Origin of the sequence: Streptococcus oralis (genome assembly GCF_003942875.1) — a bacterium.
Classification (GTDB): Bacteria; Bacillota; Bacilli; order Lactobacillales; family Streptococcaceae; genus Streptococcus; species Streptococcus oralis_BX.
Genome location: NZ_RMVK01000003.1, coordinates 66,754 through 83,365 on the forward strand (window position 1 = coordinate 66,754; position 16,612 = coordinate 83,365).

Sequence of the window (16,612 nt, forward strand, 5' to 3'; positions counted from 1 at the left end):
ATTCCTCTTCAAAGTCATCTTCGGATGGCTTTTTGATAAGTTACTAGAAAAGTAGAGGTACTTGAGATGCGTAAAAAATTACAAAGAAAAGTGACAGAAGAAAAACCAAGCTATAGTCGAGAAGAAATTCAGTGGTTGCTCGAGCATTTGGGAGATCCCTCTCCAGAAATTCGAGACGAACTTGTTTTTACGAGTTTGGCTAGAGGGATTCAAGAAGAGTTGTTTTCCCTTGAGCAATTTCAGTTTATTTCAGAAGAGATCTCCTCTGATGAAGGTCTATACAAAGAGATTGATAGTAGAGGAGTTTCGGCTCTTAAACGTTCTTTTAGGGCGCTTATTTATGCCAATCTTTTGTCTGCAGATGGTAACGAGCACTCTCTTTTCTATAAAGGTTTAAAAACTGATATAAGAAATGCTATGCTATCTCAAGGTTTGTATTACCTAAAAAAAGAAAAGGATACGACAGGATTTTCAAGTCAGTATGGTTGGGTTCACGCTTTTGCGCATGGAGCGGATCTCTTGACTGAAGTCGTTTGTCATCCAGATTTTCCTAGTAACAGAGTTTCTGAAGTATTTGATGTACTGGGTCAACTATTTAAAAGAATTACCATTCGTTTTACAAATGATGAGGATTGGCGGTTAGCGAGAGTACTTTATGAACCCATTTTGCAAGGGAAATTAGGGCAAGAACAAGTAGCTTCTTGGATAAAAACTATTGACTTTCCGATAGAAGACAGGGAAGATTTTTATAAATTTTCCAACTTCAGATCCTGTCTGTTGGAAGTCTATATCCAACTTGACCAGAAAAATAGTTTACAAGATGCCTTGAAAGAAGCCATTCAATCTTTTCAGTACTAAGGATAAGCGAGTCGTTTCATGATTTTCAAATAACTTTCCAATCAATTTTCTTGAAACCCTTTCCTTCTTTTGATAGACTAATACATAGTTTGAAAAAAGGAGATTTATCATGAAAAAATTTGTTGCTGAATTAATCGGTACATTTATGCTTGTGTTCATTGGAACAGGAGCTGTTGTTTTTGGAAATGGTCTTAATGGCCTTGGACACCTTGGAATTGCTTTTGCCTTTGGTTTGGCAATTGTGGTTGCAGCTTACTCAATCGGAACTGTTTCAGGTGCTCACTTGAACCCAGCAGTTTCGATCGCTATGTTTGTAAACAAACGTTTGTCATCTTCAGAACTTGTAAACTACATCCTTGGACAAGTAGTTGGAGCTTTCCTTGCGTCAGCTGCAGTATTCTTCCTCTTGTCTAACTCAGGCATGTCAACTGCTAGTCTTGGTGAAAATGCCTTGGCAAACGGTGTCACTGTCTTTGGCGGTTTCTTGTTTGAAGTTATCGCAACTTTCTTGTTTGTCCTAGTTATCATGACGGTAACATCAGCAAGCAAGGGCAATGGCGCAATCGCTGGTTTGGTAATCGGTTTGTCATTGATGGCCATGATCCTTGTGGGATTGAACATTACTGGACTTTCAGTAAACCCAGCTCGTAGCTTGGCTCCTGCTGTCTTGGTAGGTGGTGCAGCCCTTCAACAAGTATGGATTTTTATCCTTGCCCCAATCGTTGGTGGCGTTCTTGCAGCTCTTGTTGCGAAAAACTTCCTTGGAACAGAAGAATAATTGAAATTCAAAAAGCCTTGCTCCTCAGCTTGAGGAACAGGGCTTTTTCGTATCTGTTTAGCGGTTATCAATTTTCTCTGGATAAAGGTCGTGTTGGAAGAGACGCTGTTCTGCCAAGCCTTCATACTTGGTTCCAGGTCTACCGTAGTTGTAGTAAGGGTCGATTGAGATGCCACCGCGCGGAGTGAATTTTCCCCAGACTTCTAAATAGCGAGGGTCTAGTAGATTGACCAAGTCTTTCCCGATGGTGTTGATACAGTTTTCGTGAAAATCCCCATGATTTCGGTAGCTAAAGAGGTAGAGTTTGAGGGATTTTGACTCGACGCAGAGCTTGTCAGGAATGTAGGAAATATAAATGGTCGCAAAGTCTGGCTGAGCCGTAATAGGACAAAGCGAGGTAAATTCAGGACAGTTGAATTTGATGAAATAGTCATTTTCCACATGACGATTGTCAAAGGATTCGAGGACTTCTGGTTGATAGTCAAAAATGTAGTTGGTTTCTTTGTTGCCGAGGAGGCTTAGGTTTTTCATTTCTTCTTGTTGTGACATGATTTTTTCTTTCTAATTTAAACACCACGTTGGTTGTCGTAGAGGAGGGTATGGAGTTGAGGAAGGACGCGGACATTGCCCCAGCTATCGTCAGCAGCGACATGTTCCCAGAGTTCTTTGAGGCGATCCAGTTGGTCTTGGACAATATTGCCTGTAGCCTTGGGCTCAGGATTTCCTGCTGATAAGAAGAGGACATCTGGTTGGTAGCGTTCTTGAACCTCTTTGGCAAAGGCCAAATCGGCATCGTCAAAGACAGGGATTTTAAAGGTGACCTTGTCTGGATCTAGTTGGGAAACGATAAAGTCCAAGGTCTCAAAGTTGACTTCCATCTTTGATGAAGGGGGTTTGGGGCTCAGAGTGACCTGATCGATGTCTTTTAACCAATTTTGCCAGCGGGAGCCTTGGGTCTCAACTGCCAGAGTGACACCACGTTCCTTGAGCTTGGTGACGAGTTGAGCCATGTTAGCTGCTAGGATAGCAGGATTTCCCCCAGACAGAGTGACGTAGTCGTAGCTTCCTAGCTTATCTAAGGCAGCAATGACTTCATCAGCTGTCATACGAGTAGGTTTTTCAGAACCATCCCAAGTAAAGGCAGAGTCGCACCAGTCGCAGTGGTAGTCGCAACCAGCAGTGCGGACAAACATGGTTTTCTGCCCGATAGCACGACCTTCACCTTGAAAGGTTGGGCCAAAAATTTCCAGAACCGGTAGTTTGAGGACACGTTCCCTAGTCATCTAACCACTCCCGTCTAAACTCTGCAAAGGCAGTCGGAGTTTCATAGAGGCGAACGTATTCCAAACGGAGACTGCGCTCATCTGGTAACTCTTGACTCATGGTTTGGAAAATCCAGTAAACCATATTTTCAGCAGTCGTGTTCATATAAGGCAGGGTTTCATTGAGATAGCGATGATCCAAATGGGGTTCTAAGAAGTCCTTGTAGATAGCTTTGATATCTCCAAAATCGTAGGTCATGCCACGTTCATCTAAAAATCCACTGACAGCAATCTGCAGATGATAAGTGTGGCCGTGCAGGGATTTGCATTTTCCCTCATAGTGAAAGAGATGGTGGGCAGCATCGAAGGTAAACTCTTTTGAAACTAAGGTTCTGTGAGGATTGTAGACAAGAGATTCCCCAGTTTCCTGTTTGATTTCTTTGGGAGCAAAAAACATTAGCCCTCTCCTTTCTGTGAAAGATAAACATCTAAACCATGCTGACGTAGGTGGCAGGCTGGACAATCTCCACAGCCACTTCCGATAATCCCATTGTAGCAGGTCAAGGTCTTTTCACGAACGTAGTCAAAGGCACCGAGTTGGTCGGCTAATTCCCAAGTTTCAGCCTTATCTAGCCACATGAGAGGTGTTTGGATAACAAAGTCGTAATCCATGGCAAGGTTGAGGGTGACATTAAGAGATTTGACAAAGACATCCCGGCAGTCAGGGTAGCCTGAGAAGTCTGTCTCGCAGACACCTGTCACGATATCTTTAATGCCACGTTGCTTGGCAAGAACTGCTGCAAAGGATAGAAAGAGGTGGTTGCGGCCGTCAACAAAGGTATTGGGAACCTCTCCCTCTTTTTGCTCGATCTCCAGATCAGAGGTCAGGGCATTTTCAGTGATTTGTCCCAGCAGAGACATATCTAAGATGTGATGACGAATGCCTTGTTCCTTAGCGATTTCTCTAGCAACTTGAATTTCGAGATGATGGCGTTGGCCGTAGGCAAAGGTGACGGCTTCGACTGTTTCATAGTGTTCTTTAGCCCAAAAGAGGCAGGTTGTGGAATCTTGACCGCCACTAAAGACGACCAAGGCTGATTGACGTTTCATAGTACTCCTTCCAAAATGGGAAATGTTCAGAGCACGCAAAAAGCTCCCTTGAGGGGAGCTAAAAAATACCAAGTAGAGGTTTTTTTTAGCGATGGCATGTCCCAAACATCGTAATATTCTACCTACAGTCTAGCATATTTTTTGAAAAATGGCAAAGAGCAAGAAAAAAGAGACCAAATGAAGCACTTGGTCTCTCGTGTGATTAGCTCAATTCAGCAACGATGGCCTTGATTTGTTCTGCAGTATGAACACCTGCAACTTGTTTCACCACTTGGCCGTCTTTTTTGAAGAGAAGGGTTGGGATAGACATGATTCCAAAAGCACGAGCTGTGTTTGGATTTTCATCAACATCCATTTTAACGATTTTCAAGACATCTTCTGAAAGTTCTTCAGACAATTTATCCAAGATTGGACCTTGCATACGACATGGACCACACCAAGTTGCCCAGAAGTCTACCAAGACCAAACCGTCTTTTGTTTCTTGTTCAAATGTTGCATCTGTAATTGCTTTTGCCATTGTATTTCTCCTTTTTTAGTTATATTGGCTTAAATCTTTTTTCATGAGATAGAAGAAGACATCTCCATAAGTCCCATGGTAGTCCAAATCATGACCATTGTAGGTTAATTTTTGGACAGGGTAGTAGTCTGTGACGCCGATGAGGCAGGCATGTTGAGAACGTTCAAAGTCTTGGTAAGACTCGAAAGTCATGGTTCTCTCTTGCTTGCTGGCGTCTAGGTAGGTAATTTCGATCATATAAAACTCCTTTGTTCGATCTTGACTTTATTGTACTCCTTGAAAAGAGGAATGTCAAGAAAAATGATTGCGCACGCAACTTTTCTAGAAAATATGATTATGAAATGAAATCAAGACTCGTCTCCAGTCTTTCTTCGACAGCCTTTTGCAGGTAAGCTAGAGTTGTCTGTCCCTCGTCAGTCAGGCAGATAAAGCTAGCCCGTCTATCCTGATCGCAACACCGGCGACTAAGCAAACCGCAGTTTTTCTCTTCCAGGCGAGCCACCATTCGAGAAACAGCGCTCGGACTGAGATGGAGTTTATCTGGCAGGTCAATCTGCCGTAAAGATTTTTCATCAGCTAGGTCCAGATAGTAGAGTAGGTAAAACTCTTTCAAGGTCAACCTTTGTTCACTCTGCTGGGCAATAGTTTCTTCCAACAAGGCTTCCATTTCCTTTTGACGGCGGTTGTAGTCAAACCACTTTTCCAAATAGGTCATTGCTTTCTCCTTTCTTTTCAAAGTAAAAATCACAAAGTCATTACTGATTATCTTTGTAACACAAGATGATTGCGCATGCAATGATTATACTACTTTTAACTAATCCTTGCAAGAAAGAAGAATTTCAATATTTCCTTGAAATTTTCTGAAAAAAGAGTAAACTGGTATGCAAGAAGTCTATTTCGTGGAGTTTAGGATGAAATTATATGTTCAATTAATGATTCTCTTTGTGATTTCTCTAATCGGTGAGGGAATCTCCAGTTTCTTTCATCTGCCCATCCCAGGCAGTATTATCGGTTTGATTATTCTCTTTCTAGCCTTACAGTTCAAGTGGCTAAGGACCAGACATGTCAACATGGTCGGGAATTTCTTGCTGGCCAATATGACCATTCTCTTTTTGCCACCAGCAGTGGGTATCATGGAAAAGTTTGATGTGATTGCTCCTTATCTTTTTCCTATCGTCTTGATTGTCTTTTTTGCGGCTGTCATCAACATTATCCTTATTGCCCTAGTGGTTCAGTTTATCAAGAGACGATTTGAGGGAGATTATGAGAAAGGAGATGCCAAATGAGCGAATTTGTTTCCAATCCTCTGTTTGGGCTTGCGCTGTCTATTCTAGCTTATCTAGTGGGGATCTTGATTTACAGACGTTTTCCCCATCCATTGACTACGCCCCTGCTTTTGTCAGCTATTTTTATCATTATTTTCCTTAAGGCGACGGGTATTTATTATCAAGATTATTACCAAGGTGGGGTTTATCTGAATAACTTGATTGTCCCATCGACCGTGGCTCTAGGGATTCCGCTTTATAAGAGTTTTCACTTGATGAAGCACCATGCTCGGAGTATTCTCTTTGGTAGTCTGTTAGCAGTAGTTGTCAATACTAGCTTCACTGCCATAGTAGCGAAAATATTTGGCATGGACTTTTTCCTAGCCATTTCTCTCTTTCCCAAGTCAGTGACAACCGCCATGGCAGTGGGAATCACAGAAAAATTGCAAGGTTTGACGACTGTGACTTTGGTCGTCGTAGTGGCAACTGGGATTTTGACTAGTGTAATCGGACCAACCCTTTTGAAATGGTTGAAGATCGATGACCCAGTGGCTGTGGGACTTTCTCTTGGAGGAACAGGTCATGCTGTCGGAACGGGAACAGCCTTTCGATACGGCTCAGTAGCAGGAGCCATGGGTGGCTTGGCTATCGGTGTCACCGGTATTCTTTATGTTTTTGTCAGCCCCATCGTAGCCAGTTTGATATTGAGTTAAAAAGCAAGGAAGCTGAGTTCCTTGCTTTTTTCCAATTTTATTTTGTAAGGATTTACTTTTCTTTGCTTAAATGAATGACTTGGTCGTAGCGTTTTAAGTCCTCGTCTGTATAATGGTGAATGACTTCAATGACTGTCTGAGGTAGCGAGAAGAGGAGGTCGCTAATCTTTTTGCTATTCTCTAAGTCAAGATTGGCCTTAATCTCATCAGCCAAGATGAGTTGGCTGTCGTGATAGAGCGCGCGAGCGATTTCGAGTCGTTGTTTCTCGCCACCAGACAGGCTATCGTTGCTAAGAGTTCGATTTTTCAAATGTTCTAAACCAGTTGTCTTGAGGATATGATTCAACCTTTCTTGCTTTTTAGTCATTCCTAGAAGGATATTGTCTTCCAGAGACAGCGTGTCAAAGTAATGGCTATCTTGGAGGATATAGGAGCTAACGCTCGTGATTTCTTGGCGTGATAGGCTTTGGCCAGCAAATGCAATCCGTCCACTGGTCGCAGCCAACTCTCCATGAATGATATTGAGTAAAGTCGTTTTTCCAGAGCCACTTTCACCGATAATGGCAATCTTTTCTCCTTTCTTGATGTGCATGGAAAGAGGGGATAAAAGGACCTGTCCCTCTTTTTCTAGAGAGATATTCTCTAGTTGGACGGGATAAATGTTTTGGAAGGTGCTAGTAGAAATAGGACTAGAATTTGTGAAAAGTACTTGGTACTTTTCACAGAGGTATTGAGTTGCTTTTCGGGTGTTAGTAAAGTAGGCTAATTCTTGGAATTGATAGCCAATATTATGAGAAACGAGATAAATGGCTACAAAACTAGCTGCGTTTAAATAACCATAATAGGTCATAAAACCGCCAATGACAATAGGGGCAACGGAGCAAAAGGCATCGATGCTATTGATAAAGAGACTGTTTAGGGTACGTTGTTTCTCATATCGTATTTCCGCATCCAAACTAGTCTGTAACTGATTTTGATAGCGAGCAAAAAAGAAGTCCTGTCCCTGATAATGACGAATCTGTTGGCTACCGCCAATAAAATTTGTCAAGCTTGATAAGTAGCTCTGGTTAATAGTGGACCGCTTTTCAGAAAGTGAATCTAAACGCTTAGATCCGATGGCACTACAGAGGACAGGGACGGAGTAGAAGAGAATAAAAATCAAGCCTAGGTAAAAATTAGTCCACAGGGCATATAGAATGGAGACGGTTGTGAAACCAAGAGAAGAAATAATGATAACGGTTGGCTCAATATAGCTCTTTTCTAACTGGTTGACGTCGTTTTCTAAATCAGACAAAATATCCTTTTCATCAATATCATAACCGCTGAGGAATCGCTTGAAAATAGCGCTTTTAATTCCATATCTGAAATCAGTAATCAAACGAGCGTAGTAATAGCGTTTTCCAGCTAGCCCCAGTAAGAGGATGAGGTTTCCAAGGATTCCCAGAATCAACACTTTCCAAAGAAGTTCCAGTTCTTGATTGGTAAAACTAGCAACGATACTCTGAATGAGCGCTGGCGTAATAATCGCTTCCAGCCATGTGATTGCAATCGAAAAGAAGTAAAGTGTTAAGTGTTTCTTTGCAACAAACGTTCTAAGCATAAAGAGCTCCCTCCTTATCAATATACAGTAATCACTTTTAAAATTATTATACTCCTTTTTATCCACATTTTCATACAATATATCTAAAAGAAAAGATCTAGCGATACAGAGTCGCTAGACCTTTAACTTATTGCAAGTTAACCTTGTTTTTCAAGATATAGTAGGTACCGAGATAGTAGATAGCTGATAAAAAGAGATCGCGCAGAATTTCTGTACCAATCATCATGTTAAAGTCATTTTCAATTCGGAAAAAGAGAGAAACATAACCAATGACGATGGCAATGACGATATAGGCTAGAATCCCCATAGCTGTTCGATACTCATTAAAGAGTTGTCCGATAGAGATGGAGAGGTAGATGGATAAAATCCATGCGATCGAACCTACAAACAGTGATAGCGCATACAGCCAGCCGTAGCTGAGGTAAGGGGAAATGAAGTTATAGAGGGCAGTGAAGTCTTTTTCTATTGGTGTTAAGAAGAAGATAATCAATATACTCAAGATAAAGACGATATAGCTTAAGATGGACCAGACAAGACCACCTAAAAGTTTTGCGATGATGATTTGGTGCTCAGAGACAGGCAAGGTCAGGGTCAAGTACCCTTGGCGGTCATAAACACTGCCCTTGAATCTTCGGATGATTAAAAAGATTGTTGCAATCCAAAGAGTGACGCTGAGTCCTCCAAAGACTAGTACTAAAAAGAAGATGAAATAAGCAGCATTGTTAGGATTGTAACTCTGGCTAAGACTGTTAATAAAAGCTCCAATCAAAACTGAAATTGCAAGTACAGCACCGTAGAGTGCCAGATACCATTTATTGACATTTTTAAATTCATAACGAACTAGATTCCAAAACATAATAATCTCCTTTGCTTAGGCTTTAAATTCCTGGCGGAAGAGCTGGTCAATTGATTCACCTGACTCGTAACGAATATCATCAACATTTCCTTGGCGGACGACTTTTCCGTCTTTGAGGAAGATGATCTCATCCAAGATTGGCTCAATATCTGAAATCAAGTGGGTTGAAATCAGCACCGTAGAGGTTGGTGAGTAGTTATTGATGATGGTATTGAGGATATAATCACGGGCAGCTGGATCCACGCCTCCGATTGGTTCGTCCAGAACGTAGAGGCGGGCTTCACGGCTCATAACCAGGATGAGTTGGACCTTTTCCTTGTTCCCTTTTGATAGTTTCTTGAGGCGACTGTTTTCATCAATACCGAGATCGGCTAAAAGGTGTTGGGCTTTTTCGAGATTGAAATCCTGGTAGAAGGTTTTAAAATAGGTTAGAGCATCCTTAACCTTCATCTCTTCATTGAGGTAGGTTGTGTCTGGCAGATAGGAAACAATCGCCTTGGTAGCAGGACTTGGATCCTGTCCGTTAATGAGGACACGTCCTTTATTTGGTTGAAGGAGGCCATTGATCAGTTTGATTAGGGTTGTTTTTCCGGATCCGTTTGGTCCAAGGAGCCCGACAATCTTTCCGGCTGAGATCTCTAGTGAGATATTGTCAAGTGCCGCAGTTGCTCCATATGATTTTGTTACATTTTCAAGTGCTAGTAGTGTCATAGTCTTAAACTCCTTTAATATAGTCGCTTAATACATTTGGCAGTTCTTCTTTTTTGTAGCCAAATTGAAGCATGCAAGAGACGAATTGTTGCAGTTGCTCCTCGGAGAGTTGTTTGCGGGACTGAAGGATGAGATCCAAATCCTCGGTGACAAAACGACCAGTTGTCCGCTTGCTGTATACAAATCCTTCACGTTCGAGGTCAGACAAGGCGCGCTGAATGGTATTGGGATTGACCCCAGCCTCGCTCGCCAAATCTCTCACGGTAGGGAGCTGTTGATTGGGTTCCAGTTCATGGGAAACAATCTGTAATTTGATTTTTTCCATAATCTGTAAATAAATCGGTTTTGTATTATCAAATGACCAGGACATCATAGTCTCCTTTCTTTGACTTTCTTGTTCTAATTAAATAATACAATAAAACAAAAAACTTGTCAAGTAAAAATAAGAATTGTTTTGGGAATTGCTCAAAAAATGGTATAATGAAAAGAAAACGACAAGGAGGGAAATGCATGCGTTGTCCAAAATGTGGGGCTACCAAGTCTAGTGTTGTTGATAGTCGACAAGCCGAAGAAGGAAATACCATCCGTCGAAGACGTGAGTGCGACGAGTGTCAGCATCGTTTTACAACCTATGAACGAGTAGAAGAAAGAACGCTGGTTGTCGTCAAAAAAGACGGTACGCGAGAACAGTTTTCGCGAGATAAAATCTTTAATGGGATTATCCGCTCAGCCCAGAAGCGTCCTGTGTCAAGTGATGAAATCAACATGGTGGTTAATCGTATTGAGCAAAAACTCCGTAGTCGCAGTGAGAATGAGATCCAAAGTGAATATATTGGGTCTTTAGTCATGGAAGAATTGGCGGAGCTGGATGAGATTACCTATGTTCGTTTTGCCAGTGTTTACCGTAGCTTTAAGGATGTGAGTGAGTTGGAGAGCCTGCTTCAGCAGATCACCCAGTCCTCTAAGAAGAAAAAGGAAAAATAGATGAAACCAAATGACCGTTTTTCTTTTCTAAAGAATAATCGGGTGTCGCAAGATACCTCTTCTCTGGTGCAGTGCTACCTCCCGATTATCGGTCAGGAGGCGCTGAGCCTCTATCTATATGCCGTTACCTTTTGGGATGGAGGTCAAAAAGAACACTTCTTTTCCCATATCCTCAACCACTTAAACTTTGGCATGCCGACCTTGCTTCAATCCTTTAAAATCTTATCTGCTTTGGATTTGTTGACCCTTTATCAAAGGGGAGAAATTTATGAATTACAGCTTCATTCTCCCCTCTCCAGTCAGGAGTTTTTAAGTCATTCTGTCTATAGCAGATTATTAGAGAAAAAGATAGGGGATACAGCTGTTTCTGCTATGAAGCAGGCTCCAAGTGAGGGAGAAGCTCTCTCTGTTTCTTTGAGTCAAGTCTTTCCAATCCTGACTGAAGAAGTGACACCAAGCGAGCCAAAAAGTAAGTTAAAAAATGATTTTGACTTGGAACATTTCCAGCGCCTGATGGCTCGAGATGGTTTGCGTTTTGAAGACGAGCAGGCGGATGTTTTGGAATTATTTGCCATCGCAGATGAAAAAAAATGGACCTGGTTTGAAACCTATCAATTAGCCAAGGCGACAGCGGTGGCTCAGGTTATTTCAGTCAAACGCATGCGTGAAAAGATAGCACAAAAACCAGCTACTTCTGACTTTAGCCCCAAAGAAATGACCATTATCAGGGAAGCCAAAAATAAAACTCCCCTGCACTTTTTAGCGGAAATCAAGCAAACGCGTAAGGGGAACATCACCCAGAGCGAAAGAGAACTCCTTCACCAGATGGCGTCTTTAGGCTTGTTGGACGAAGTCATCAATATCGTCTTGCTTCTAACTTTTAACAAGGTTGATTCGGCTAATGTCAATGAAAAATATGCCATGAAGGTCGCAAATGACTATGCTTACCAAAAAATTCGAACAGCAGAAGAAGCTGTACTTCGGATTCGAGAGCGTCAGCAAAAAGGCCAGGAAGACAAAAAATCAAAAGCTAGCTCAACTAAGACAAATGTTCCCAAGTGGAGCAATCCAGAATACAAAAATCAAACCAGTGAGGAAACTCGCCTGGAACTAGAACGCAAAAAACAAGAAATGTTAGCCCGATTAGAAGAAGGAGGAGACTAGATGGAAAGTGTTGGTGATGTAATCAAACGTCAGACAAGTCGTTTCCAGTATCAGGACTTAGTCCAGCAGATCATGAAGGACCCCGATGTAGCGGCTTTTATCCAGAAAGAATCCCTCAGCCAAGAGGAGTTGAATCGTAGCATCTCCAAGTTCAACCAATATATCACAGAGCGGGATAAGTTTCTTCGCGGGGATGCTGACTATATAGCGCGTGGCTACAAGCCTATCTTGGTCATGAATCACGGTTATGCGGATGTGTCTTATGAAGAAACACCCGAACTAATCGCGGCTGAAAAAGAGGCGGCAATTAAGAATCGCCTTAAGTTGATCAATCTACCAGCAAGTCTCAAGAAAGCGAAATTAGCTCAGATTGACCTAGATGATCTAGGCCGTTTGCCGATTTTTGAGAGACTCTATGCCTTTGTTGACCTTTACCCAAGTATCCGAAAAGGCCTCTATCTATACGGAGATTTTGGTGTCGGTAAGAGTTTCATGATGGCGGCCCTAGCCCATGACCTATCTGAAAAACGTGGTGCTTCAACAACCATTCTCCACTATCCAAGTTTTGTCATTGATGTGAAAAATGCCATCGGTGAAGGATCTGTGAAGACTTTGGTGGATGAAATCAAGTTAGCAGAAGTCTTGGTATTGGATGATATTGGTGCAGAACAGTCTACCCCTTGGGTACGTGATGAGATTCTCCAAGTCATTCTCCAGTATCGTATGCAGGAAGATTTGCCGACCTTCTTTACTTCCAACTTTAACTTCCAAGATTTGGAAAAACATTTTGCCAAAGGAAAGAATGGAAATGATGAGACTTGGGAAGCTAGACGAGTTATGGAACGAATTCGTTATTTGGCAGAGGAGACAAGACTAGAAGGAGAAAATCGCCGATGACAGAAACCATTAAACTGATGAAAGCTCATACTTCAGTTCGTCGCTTTAAGGAGCAAGAGATTTCTCAAGAACACTTAAATGAAATCTTGACTGCTGCTCAAATGGCGTCATCTTGGAAAAATTTCCAATCCTACTCTGTGATTCTTGTGCGCAGTCAGGAGAAGAAAGATGCTCTTTATGAATTGGTTCCGCAGGAAGCCATTCGCCAGTCAGCTGCTTTCCTGCTTTTTGTCGGTGACTTAAACCGAGCTGAAAAGGGAGCAAGCCTTCATACGGACAGTTTCCAACCTCAAGGAGTGGAAGGTCTCCTCATCACGTCTGTGGACGCTGCGCTTGCAGGGCAAAATACCTTGCTTGCAGCAGAGAGTCTGGGATATGGTGGTGTGATTATCGGTTTGGTCCGTTACAAGTCAGAAGAAGTGGCAGCGCTTTTTAACCTGCCTGACTACACCTATCCTGTTTTTGGGATTGCTCTTGGCGTGCCAGATCAACAACACGATGTCAAACCAAGACTGCCTTTGAACCAAGTGGTTTTTGAAGAAGAATACCAAGAACAGCCAGTAGCAGCGATTTTGGACTATGACAAAGTTCAGGCAGACTATGCTGGTGCGCGTGCGACGACCTCTTGGAGTCAGCGTTTGGCAGAGCAGTTTGGTCAAGCCGAACCTAGTTCAACTCGGAAGAATCTAGAACAGAAAAAGTTATTGTAGAAAGTGAGAAAACATGGCCTTACCAACTATTGCCATTGTGGGACGTCCCAATGTGGGGAAATCGACCCTATTTAATCGGATCGCTGGTGAGCGGATCTCAATCGTAGAAGATGTCGAGGGTGTGACACGTGACCGTATCTATGCAACGGGTGAGTGGCTCAACCGTTCTTTTAGTATGATTGATACAGGAGGGATTGACGACGTCGATGCTCCCTTCATGGAGCAAATCAAACACCAGGCAGAAATCGCTATGGAAGAAGCTGATGTCATCGTTTTTGTCGTTTCTGGGAAAGAAGGGATTACAGATGCGGACGAGTACGTAGCTCGTAAACTTTATAAGACCCATAAGCCTGTTATCCTTGCCGTTAACAAGGTTGACAATCCTGAGATGCGAAATGATATTTTTGATTTCTATGCGCTAGGCTTGGGCGAACCGTTGCCAATTTCATCTGTGCACGGTATCGGTACGGGTGATGTGCTGGATGCCATTGTGGAAAATCTACCACACGAAGTTGAAGAAGAAAATCCAGATGTCATTAAATTTAGCTTGATTGGCCGTCCTAACGTTGGAAAATCAAGTTTGATCAACGCTATTTTGGGAGAAGACCGCGTGATTGCTAGTCCAGTAGCTGGAACAACGCGTGATGCCATTGATACCCATTTTACAGATACGGATGGTCAAGAGTTTATCATGATTGATACAGCTGGTATGCGTAAGTCTGGTAAAGTTTATGAAAATACGGAGAAATATTCTGTCATGCGTGCCATGCGTGCCATTGACCGTTCTGACGTGGTCTTGATGGTCCTCAATGCCGAAGAAGGTATCCGTGAATACGACAAGCGTATCGCAGGTTTTGCCCACGAAGCCGGTAAAGGGATGATTATCGTGGTCAACAAGTGGGATACTCTTGAAAAAGACAACCATACCATGAAGAACTGGGAAGAAGACATCCGTGAGCAGTTCCAATACCTGCCTTACGCACCGATTGTCTTTGTATCAGCTCTTACCAAGCAACGTCTCCATAAACTGCCTGAGATGATCAAGCAAATCAGCGAAAGTCAAAACACTCGGATTCCATCAGCAGTCTTGAATGATGTGATTATGGATGCCATTGCCATAAATCCAACACCGACAGACAAAGGGAAACGCCTCAAGATTTTCTACGCAACCCAAGTGGCAACCAAGCCACCAACCTTTGTCATCTTTGTCAATGAAGAAGAACTCATGCACTTCTCTTACTTGCGTTTCTTGGAAAATCAAATCCGCAAGGCCTTTGTCTTTGAGGGAACCCCGATTCATTTGATTGCAAGAAAACGCAAGTAAGCCTTGCTTATTTTTCAATAAGAATAACTGAAAAGAAGACTAGTCTGTCTTCTTTTTTCTATAAAGTAGGTGAAAAAAATCCTGTCAAATCGAAGGAAAAATCTGTCATCAAAATTCAATCATTTTCCTAGCTTTTGTAATCTATTTGTAATGAAAATGCACTTTCTTTGTAAAAATCAAAATGCTATAATTCCTTAAATCAATTTTCCTTTATCAGGGAGGTTATTATGAAAAGAAGCAGATTTTTTAAACATAGTTTGTTGGTTCGCTTGCTTGGGTTGCTGATGGTTTTTCTCTTCTTGTCAGCATTCACAGCACCTGAAAAACCTGAGTACGGGATCTATGACCCCAATCACTATCTGACTGATGAGACAATCAGACTGATTCGAGGTTTGAATAAGGTAAATAGTCAAAAAGCAGAAAAATTCCAAGTGGGCGTTTACGTTGTGAAAAGCCTGGATGGAGAAACAATCGAAACTGTAGCTAACGAAACAGCTAGAGCTTGGAAGATTGGCTACTCGGGAGACAACAACGGCGCCTTGATTGTGGTCGCTGTTGAGGATAGAAAATCACGGATTGAAACAAGCAATAATGTGGCAAGTAAGATCACAGACTATCAGACCAATAGATTTTTGAAAACAGCACGGCCTTACTTTCAAAAGGGAGACTACAGCAATGGAGTTCTTTCTATAGCAAACAATCTCAACTACATGTTTTATAGTGGATCGAGTACGACTGCTTCAAGTTCTAGAAGTAGTTACGACTATGCTACTAATTCTAGTCGTCTAAGAGAAATTGAAAAGTATACCGCTGGGAGTCAATCTTCGAAACGGCATCGAAAAAGTAGCTTCGATGACGGAGCCCTCGGATTTGTAGTTCTGATTTACTTCATCGTCATGATTATAGGATTTCTATTTGGTGGTCGTGGTGGCGGTTCACGTGGAGATGATTCTGGCGGTGGCTGGTGGGGCGGTGACTCATCAGACTCAGGTTCCTCTTGGTCTGATTCGGGCTCCGACTCATCTGGAGGCTGGGACGGCGGTGGCTTTGATGGCGGTGGTTCGTCTGATGACTGGTGAGTGATCATATATTGCTCAAACCGATTTCTCCATACAGTAAGGTGACTCCTTTGCAAGAGTTCACTCCTTAATTAAAAATAAAAACAAAGTTTGGGAAATTGATTTAAAATCTGAGTATTTTCTCAGAAAAGTTGATAAAAGAAAGTGTTAAGGTTTTGATATGAAACAAAATAAAGTAATTCTCTCAATAGTGGCTATTTTCTTTGGACTACTAGTTCTGGGAAGTTGTTCCGCAGTGACGACCTATAATGGTCTAGTTGGTGAACAGACTAAAGTGGAGCAGGCTCAGGCCGATGTCTCGACAGCCCTCCAACGTCGTTCGGACTTGATTGGTAACTTGGTGGAGTCCGTTAAAGGACAAATGAATCATGAAACCGAAGTCTTTACCAAGATTGCGGATGCTAGAGCTAAAATCGGTAGTAGCTCAGTAACTTCGGAAGAAAACCAAAAGGCTCAGGGAGAGTTGAGCTCTGCTCTTTCCCGCTTGATTTCCTTGACGGAGAATTATCCAGAACTCAAGAGCAATCAAAATGTTGAGCAACTAATGGTCGAACTTTCAGGCAGTGAAAATCGTATCTTTGTAGCACGCAAGGATTATAATAAAGTCGCAGCCGAGTACAATCAAAAGTTGAGAAGTTTTCCAACTGTGCTTTTTGCGAATATGATGAACTTTAAAGAAGCTGAAACCTTTAAAGAAACAGAAGAAGCCAAGACAGTTCCTAAGGTCGATTTTGGAACATCTTCATCAAGTCAATAAAGTGGATCAGCCTATGAATAAAGGAAT

At 42.2% G+C, this 16,612-nt stretch carries 22 protein-coding genes; 11 read left to right on the forward strand and 11 right to left on the reverse strand.

Annotated features, from left to right (window positions below; all coding sequences use genetic code 11):
• Positions 1-66 precede the first annotated feature (66 nt).
• Both D8844_RS03970 and D8844_RS03975 read left to right on the forward strand, forming a co-directional pair.
• Positions 67-858, forward strand: a complete 792-nt coding sequence (locus tag D8844_RS03970; RefSeq protein ID WP_125422077.1) for a DUF2785 domain-containing protein — start codon at positions 67-69, stop codon at positions 856-858.
• Positions 859-967: 109 nt separating this feature from the next.
• Positions 968-1,636: an MIP/aquaporin family protein gene (locus D8844_RS03975; RefSeq protein WP_070568291.1), complete on the forward strand. Its 669-nt coding sequence runs from the start codon at positions 968-970 to the stop codon at positions 1,634-1,636.
• Positions 1,637-1,693: 57 nt separating this feature from the next.
• Here the strand turns inward: D8844_RS03975 and queF are convergent, their stop codons facing one another.
• From queF to D8844_RS04010, 7 genes are all read right to left on the reverse strand, one after another.
• Positions 1,694-2,185 (reverse strand): preQ(1) synthase, encoded by a 492-nt coding sequence (gene queF, locus D8844_RS03980; protein WP_000082582.1) that lies wholly within the window; start codon positions 2,183-2,185, stop codon positions 1,694-1,696.
• Positions 2,186-2,202: 17 nt separating this feature from the next.
• Positions 2,203-2,919 (reverse strand): 7-carboxy-7-deazaguanine synthase QueE, encoded by a 717-nt coding sequence (queE, locus tag D8844_RS03985; protein ID WP_049478687.1) that lies wholly within the window; start codon positions 2,917-2,919, stop codon positions 2,203-2,205.
• Positions 2,912-3,355, reverse strand: coding sequence for a 6-carboxytetrahydropterin synthase QueD (queD, locus tag D8844_RS03990; RefSeq protein ID WP_049478688.1), 444 nt, complete (start codon positions 3,353-3,355; stop codon positions 2,912-2,914). Before queD ends, queE begins: the two co-directional genes overlap by 8 nt.
• A complete protein-coding gene (gene queC / locus D8844_RS03995; RefSeq protein ID WP_049478689.1) occupies positions 3,355-4,008 on the reverse strand; it encodes a 7-cyano-7-deazaguanine synthase QueC in 654 nt (217 codons plus the stop codon). Before queC ends, queD begins: the two co-directional genes overlap by 1 nt.
• Positions 4,009-4,210: 202 nt before the next feature.
• Positions 4,211-4,525, reverse strand: a complete 315-nt coding sequence (gene trxA, locus D8844_RS04000; RefSeq protein WP_001029581.1) for a thioredoxin — start codon at positions 4,523-4,525, stop codon at positions 4,211-4,213.
• Between the two features lie 15 nt (positions 4,526-4,540).
• On the reverse strand, positions 4,541-4,762 hold the full coding sequence (locus D8844_RS04005; protein WP_049478690.1) for a DUF4649 family protein: 222 nt from the start codon (positions 4,760-4,762) through the stop codon (positions 4,541-4,543).
• 97 nt (positions 4,763-4,859) lie between these two features.
• A complete protein-coding gene (locus D8844_RS04010) occupies positions 4,860-5,240 on the reverse strand; it encodes a MarR family winged helix-turn-helix transcriptional regulator (protein ID WP_042768552.1) in 381 nt (126 codons plus the stop codon).
• Between the two features lie 196 nt (positions 5,241-5,436).
• Between D8844_RS04010 and D8844_RS04015 the strand changes: the two genes are divergently transcribed.
• Together D8844_RS04015 and D8844_RS04020 are read left to right on the forward strand one after the other, a co-directional pair.
• On the forward strand, positions 5,437-5,811 hold the full coding sequence (locus D8844_RS04015; RefSeq protein ID WP_033688263.1) for a CidA/LrgA family protein: 375 nt from the start codon (positions 5,437-5,439) through the stop codon (positions 5,809-5,811).
• Positions 5,808-6,503 carry an LrgB family protein gene (locus tag D8844_RS04020; RefSeq protein ID WP_125422080.1) on the forward strand — a complete coding sequence of 232 codons (696 nt, stop codon included), beginning with the start codon at positions 5,808-5,810 and terminating at the stop codon, positions 6,501-6,503. The genes D8844_RS04015 and D8844_RS04020 overlap by 4 nt, the downstream gene beginning before the upstream one ends.
• A 52-nt stretch (positions 6,504-6,555) precedes the next feature.
• On the opposite strand, the gene gggC is transcribed toward D8844_RS04020, so the two are convergent.
• The 4 genes from gggC to D8844_RS04040 form a co-directional block, all read right to left on the reverse strand.
• Complete coding sequence (gene gggC, locus D8844_RS04025) at positions 6,556-8,103, reverse strand: streptosactin export ABC transporter GggC (protein WP_000946536.1); 1,548 nt, start codon at positions 8,101-8,103, stop codon at positions 6,556-6,558.
• A gap of 127 nt (positions 8,104-8,230) precedes the next feature.
• Positions 8,231-8,959, reverse strand: a complete 729-nt coding sequence (locus D8844_RS04030) for a hypothetical protein (protein ID WP_125422083.1) — start codon at positions 8,957-8,959, stop codon at positions 8,231-8,233.
• Positions 8,960-8,974: 15 nt separating this feature from the next.
• Complete coding sequence (locus D8844_RS04035; protein WP_000173187.1) at positions 8,975-9,670, reverse strand: ABC transporter ATP-binding protein; 696 nt, start codon at positions 9,668-9,670, stop codon at positions 8,975-8,977.
• A gap of 4 nt (positions 9,671-9,674) precedes the next feature.
• A complete protein-coding gene (locus tag D8844_RS04040; protein WP_000119117.1) occupies positions 9,675-10,040 on the reverse strand; it encodes a GntR family transcriptional regulator in 366 nt (121 codons plus the stop codon).
• A 140-nt stretch (positions 10,041-10,180) separates the two neighbouring features.
• Here D8844_RS04040 and nrdR point away from each other — a divergent pair, with 140 nt between their 5' ends.
• From nrdR to D8844_RS04075, 7 genes are all read left to right on the forward strand, one after another.
• On the forward strand, positions 10,181-10,654 hold the full coding sequence (nrdR, locus tag D8844_RS04045; protein ID WP_001203678.1) for a transcriptional regulator NrdR: 474 nt from the start codon (positions 10,181-10,183) through the stop codon (positions 10,652-10,654).
• Positions 10,655-11,818, forward strand: coding sequence for a DnaD domain protein (locus tag D8844_RS04050; protein ID WP_125422086.1), 1,164 nt, complete (start codon positions 10,655-10,657; stop codon positions 11,816-11,818). It begins immediately after the preceding gene.
• The gene (gene dnaI / locus D8844_RS04055) at positions 11,819-12,715 is read left to right on the forward strand and encodes a primosomal protein DnaI (protein WP_000446492.1); all 897 of its coding nucleotides are present in this window, start codon (positions 11,819-11,821) and stop codon (positions 12,713-12,715) included.
• Positions 12,712-13,425 carry an NADPH-dependent oxidoreductase gene (locus D8844_RS04060; protein WP_125422089.1) on the forward strand — a complete coding sequence of 238 codons (714 nt, stop codon included), beginning with the start codon at positions 12,712-12,714 and terminating at the stop codon, positions 13,423-13,425. Before dnaI ends, D8844_RS04060 begins: the two co-directional genes overlap by 4 nt.
• Positions 13,426-13,438: 13 nt before the next feature.
• Positions 13,439-14,749, forward strand: a complete 1,311-nt coding sequence (der, locus tag D8844_RS04065) for a ribosome biogenesis GTPase Der (RefSeq protein WP_049505640.1) — start codon at positions 13,439-13,441, stop codon at positions 14,747-14,749.
• 227 nt (positions 14,750-14,976) lie between these two features.
• Complete coding sequence (locus D8844_RS04070) at positions 14,977-15,828, forward strand: TPM domain-containing protein (protein ID WP_070696197.1); 852 nt, start codon at positions 14,977-14,979, stop codon at positions 15,826-15,828.
• Positions 15,829-15,988: 160 nt separating this feature from the next.
• Complete coding sequence (locus tag D8844_RS04075; protein ID WP_000812473.1) at positions 15,989-16,585, forward strand: LemA family protein; 597 nt, start codon at positions 15,989-15,991, stop codon at positions 16,583-16,585.
• Positions 16,586-16,612: the final 27 nt, after the last annotated feature.

What these genes read in the sequence shown, in the direction of transcription:
- D8844_RS03970 (WP_125422077.1), top strand. Translation starts at nt 67, where the DNA reads ATGCGTAAAAAATTACAAAGAAAAGTGACAGAAGAAAAACCAAGCTAT.
- D8844_RS03975 (WP_070568291.1), top strand. Translation starts at nt 968, where the DNA reads ATGAAAAAATTTGTTGCTGAATTAATCGGTACATTTATGCTTGTGTTC.
- queF (WP_000082582.1), bottom strand. Translation starts at nt 2,185, where the DNA reads ATGTCACAACAAGAAGAAATGAAAAACCTAAGCCTCCTCGGCAACAAA.
- queE (WP_049478687.1), bottom strand. Translation starts at nt 2,919, where the DNA reads ATGACTAGGGAACGTGTCCTCAAACTACCGGTTCTGGAAATTTTTGGC.
- queD (WP_049478688.1), bottom strand. Translation starts at nt 3,355, where the DNA reads ATGTTTTTTGCTCCCAAAGAAATCAAACAGGAAACTGGGGAATCTCTT.
- queC (WP_049478689.1), bottom strand. Translation starts at nt 4,008, where the DNA reads ATGAAACGTCAATCAGCCTTGGTCGTCTTTAGTGGCGGTCAAGATTCC.
- trxA (WP_001029581.1), bottom strand. Translation starts at nt 4,525, where the DNA reads ATGGCAAAAGCAATTACAGATGCAACATTTGAACAAGAAACAAAAGAC.
- D8844_RS04005 (WP_049478690.1), bottom strand. Translation starts at nt 4,762, where the DNA reads ATGATCGAAATTACCTACCTAGACGCCAGCAAGCAAGAGAGAACCATG.
- D8844_RS04010 (WP_042768552.1), bottom strand. Translation starts at nt 5,240, where the DNA reads ATGACCTATTTGGAAAAGTGGTTTGACTACAACCGCCGTCAAAAGGAA.
- D8844_RS04015 (WP_033688263.1), top strand. Translation starts at nt 5,437, where the DNA reads ATGAAATTATATGTTCAATTAATGATTCTCTTTGTGATTTCTCTAATC.
- D8844_RS04020 (WP_125422080.1), top strand. Translation starts at nt 5,808, where the DNA reads ATGAGCGAATTTGTTTCCAATCCTCTGTTTGGGCTTGCGCTGTCTATT.
- gggC (WP_000946536.1), bottom strand. Translation starts at nt 8,103, where the DNA reads ATGCTTAGAACGTTTGTTGCAAAGAAACACTTAACACTTTACTTCTTT.
- D8844_RS04030 (WP_125422083.1), bottom strand. Translation starts at nt 8,959, where the DNA reads ATGTTTTGGAATCTAGTTCGTTATGAATTTAAAAATGTCAATAAATGG.
- D8844_RS04035 (WP_000173187.1), bottom strand. Translation starts at nt 9,670, where the DNA reads ATGACACTACTAGCACTTGAAAATGTAACAAAATCATATGGAGCAACT.
- D8844_RS04040 (WP_000119117.1), bottom strand. Translation starts at nt 10,040, where the DNA reads ATGTCCTGGTCATTTGATAATACAAAACCGATTTATTTACAGATTATG.
- nrdR (WP_001203678.1), top strand. Translation starts at nt 10,181, where the DNA reads ATGCGTTGTCCAAAATGTGGGGCTACCAAGTCTAGTGTTGTTGATAGT.
- D8844_RS04050 (WP_125422086.1), top strand. Translation starts at nt 10,655, where the DNA reads ATGAAACCAAATGACCGTTTTTCTTTTCTAAAGAATAATCGGGTGTCG.
- dnaI (WP_000446492.1), top strand. Translation starts at nt 11,819, where the DNA reads ATGGAAAGTGTTGGTGATGTAATCAAACGTCAGACAAGTCGTTTCCAG.
- D8844_RS04060 (WP_125422089.1), top strand. Translation starts at nt 12,712, where the DNA reads ATGACAGAAACCATTAAACTGATGAAAGCTCATACTTCAGTTCGTCGC.
- der (WP_049505640.1), top strand. Translation starts at nt 13,439, where the DNA reads ATGGCCTTACCAACTATTGCCATTGTGGGACGTCCCAATGTGGGGAAA.
- D8844_RS04070 (WP_070696197.1), top strand. Translation starts at nt 14,977, where the DNA reads ATGAAAAGAAGCAGATTTTTTAAACATAGTTTGTTGGTTCGCTTGCTT.
- D8844_RS04075 (WP_000812473.1), top strand. Translation starts at nt 15,989, where the DNA reads ATGAAACAAAATAAAGTAATTCTCTCAATAGTGGCTATTTTCTTTGGA.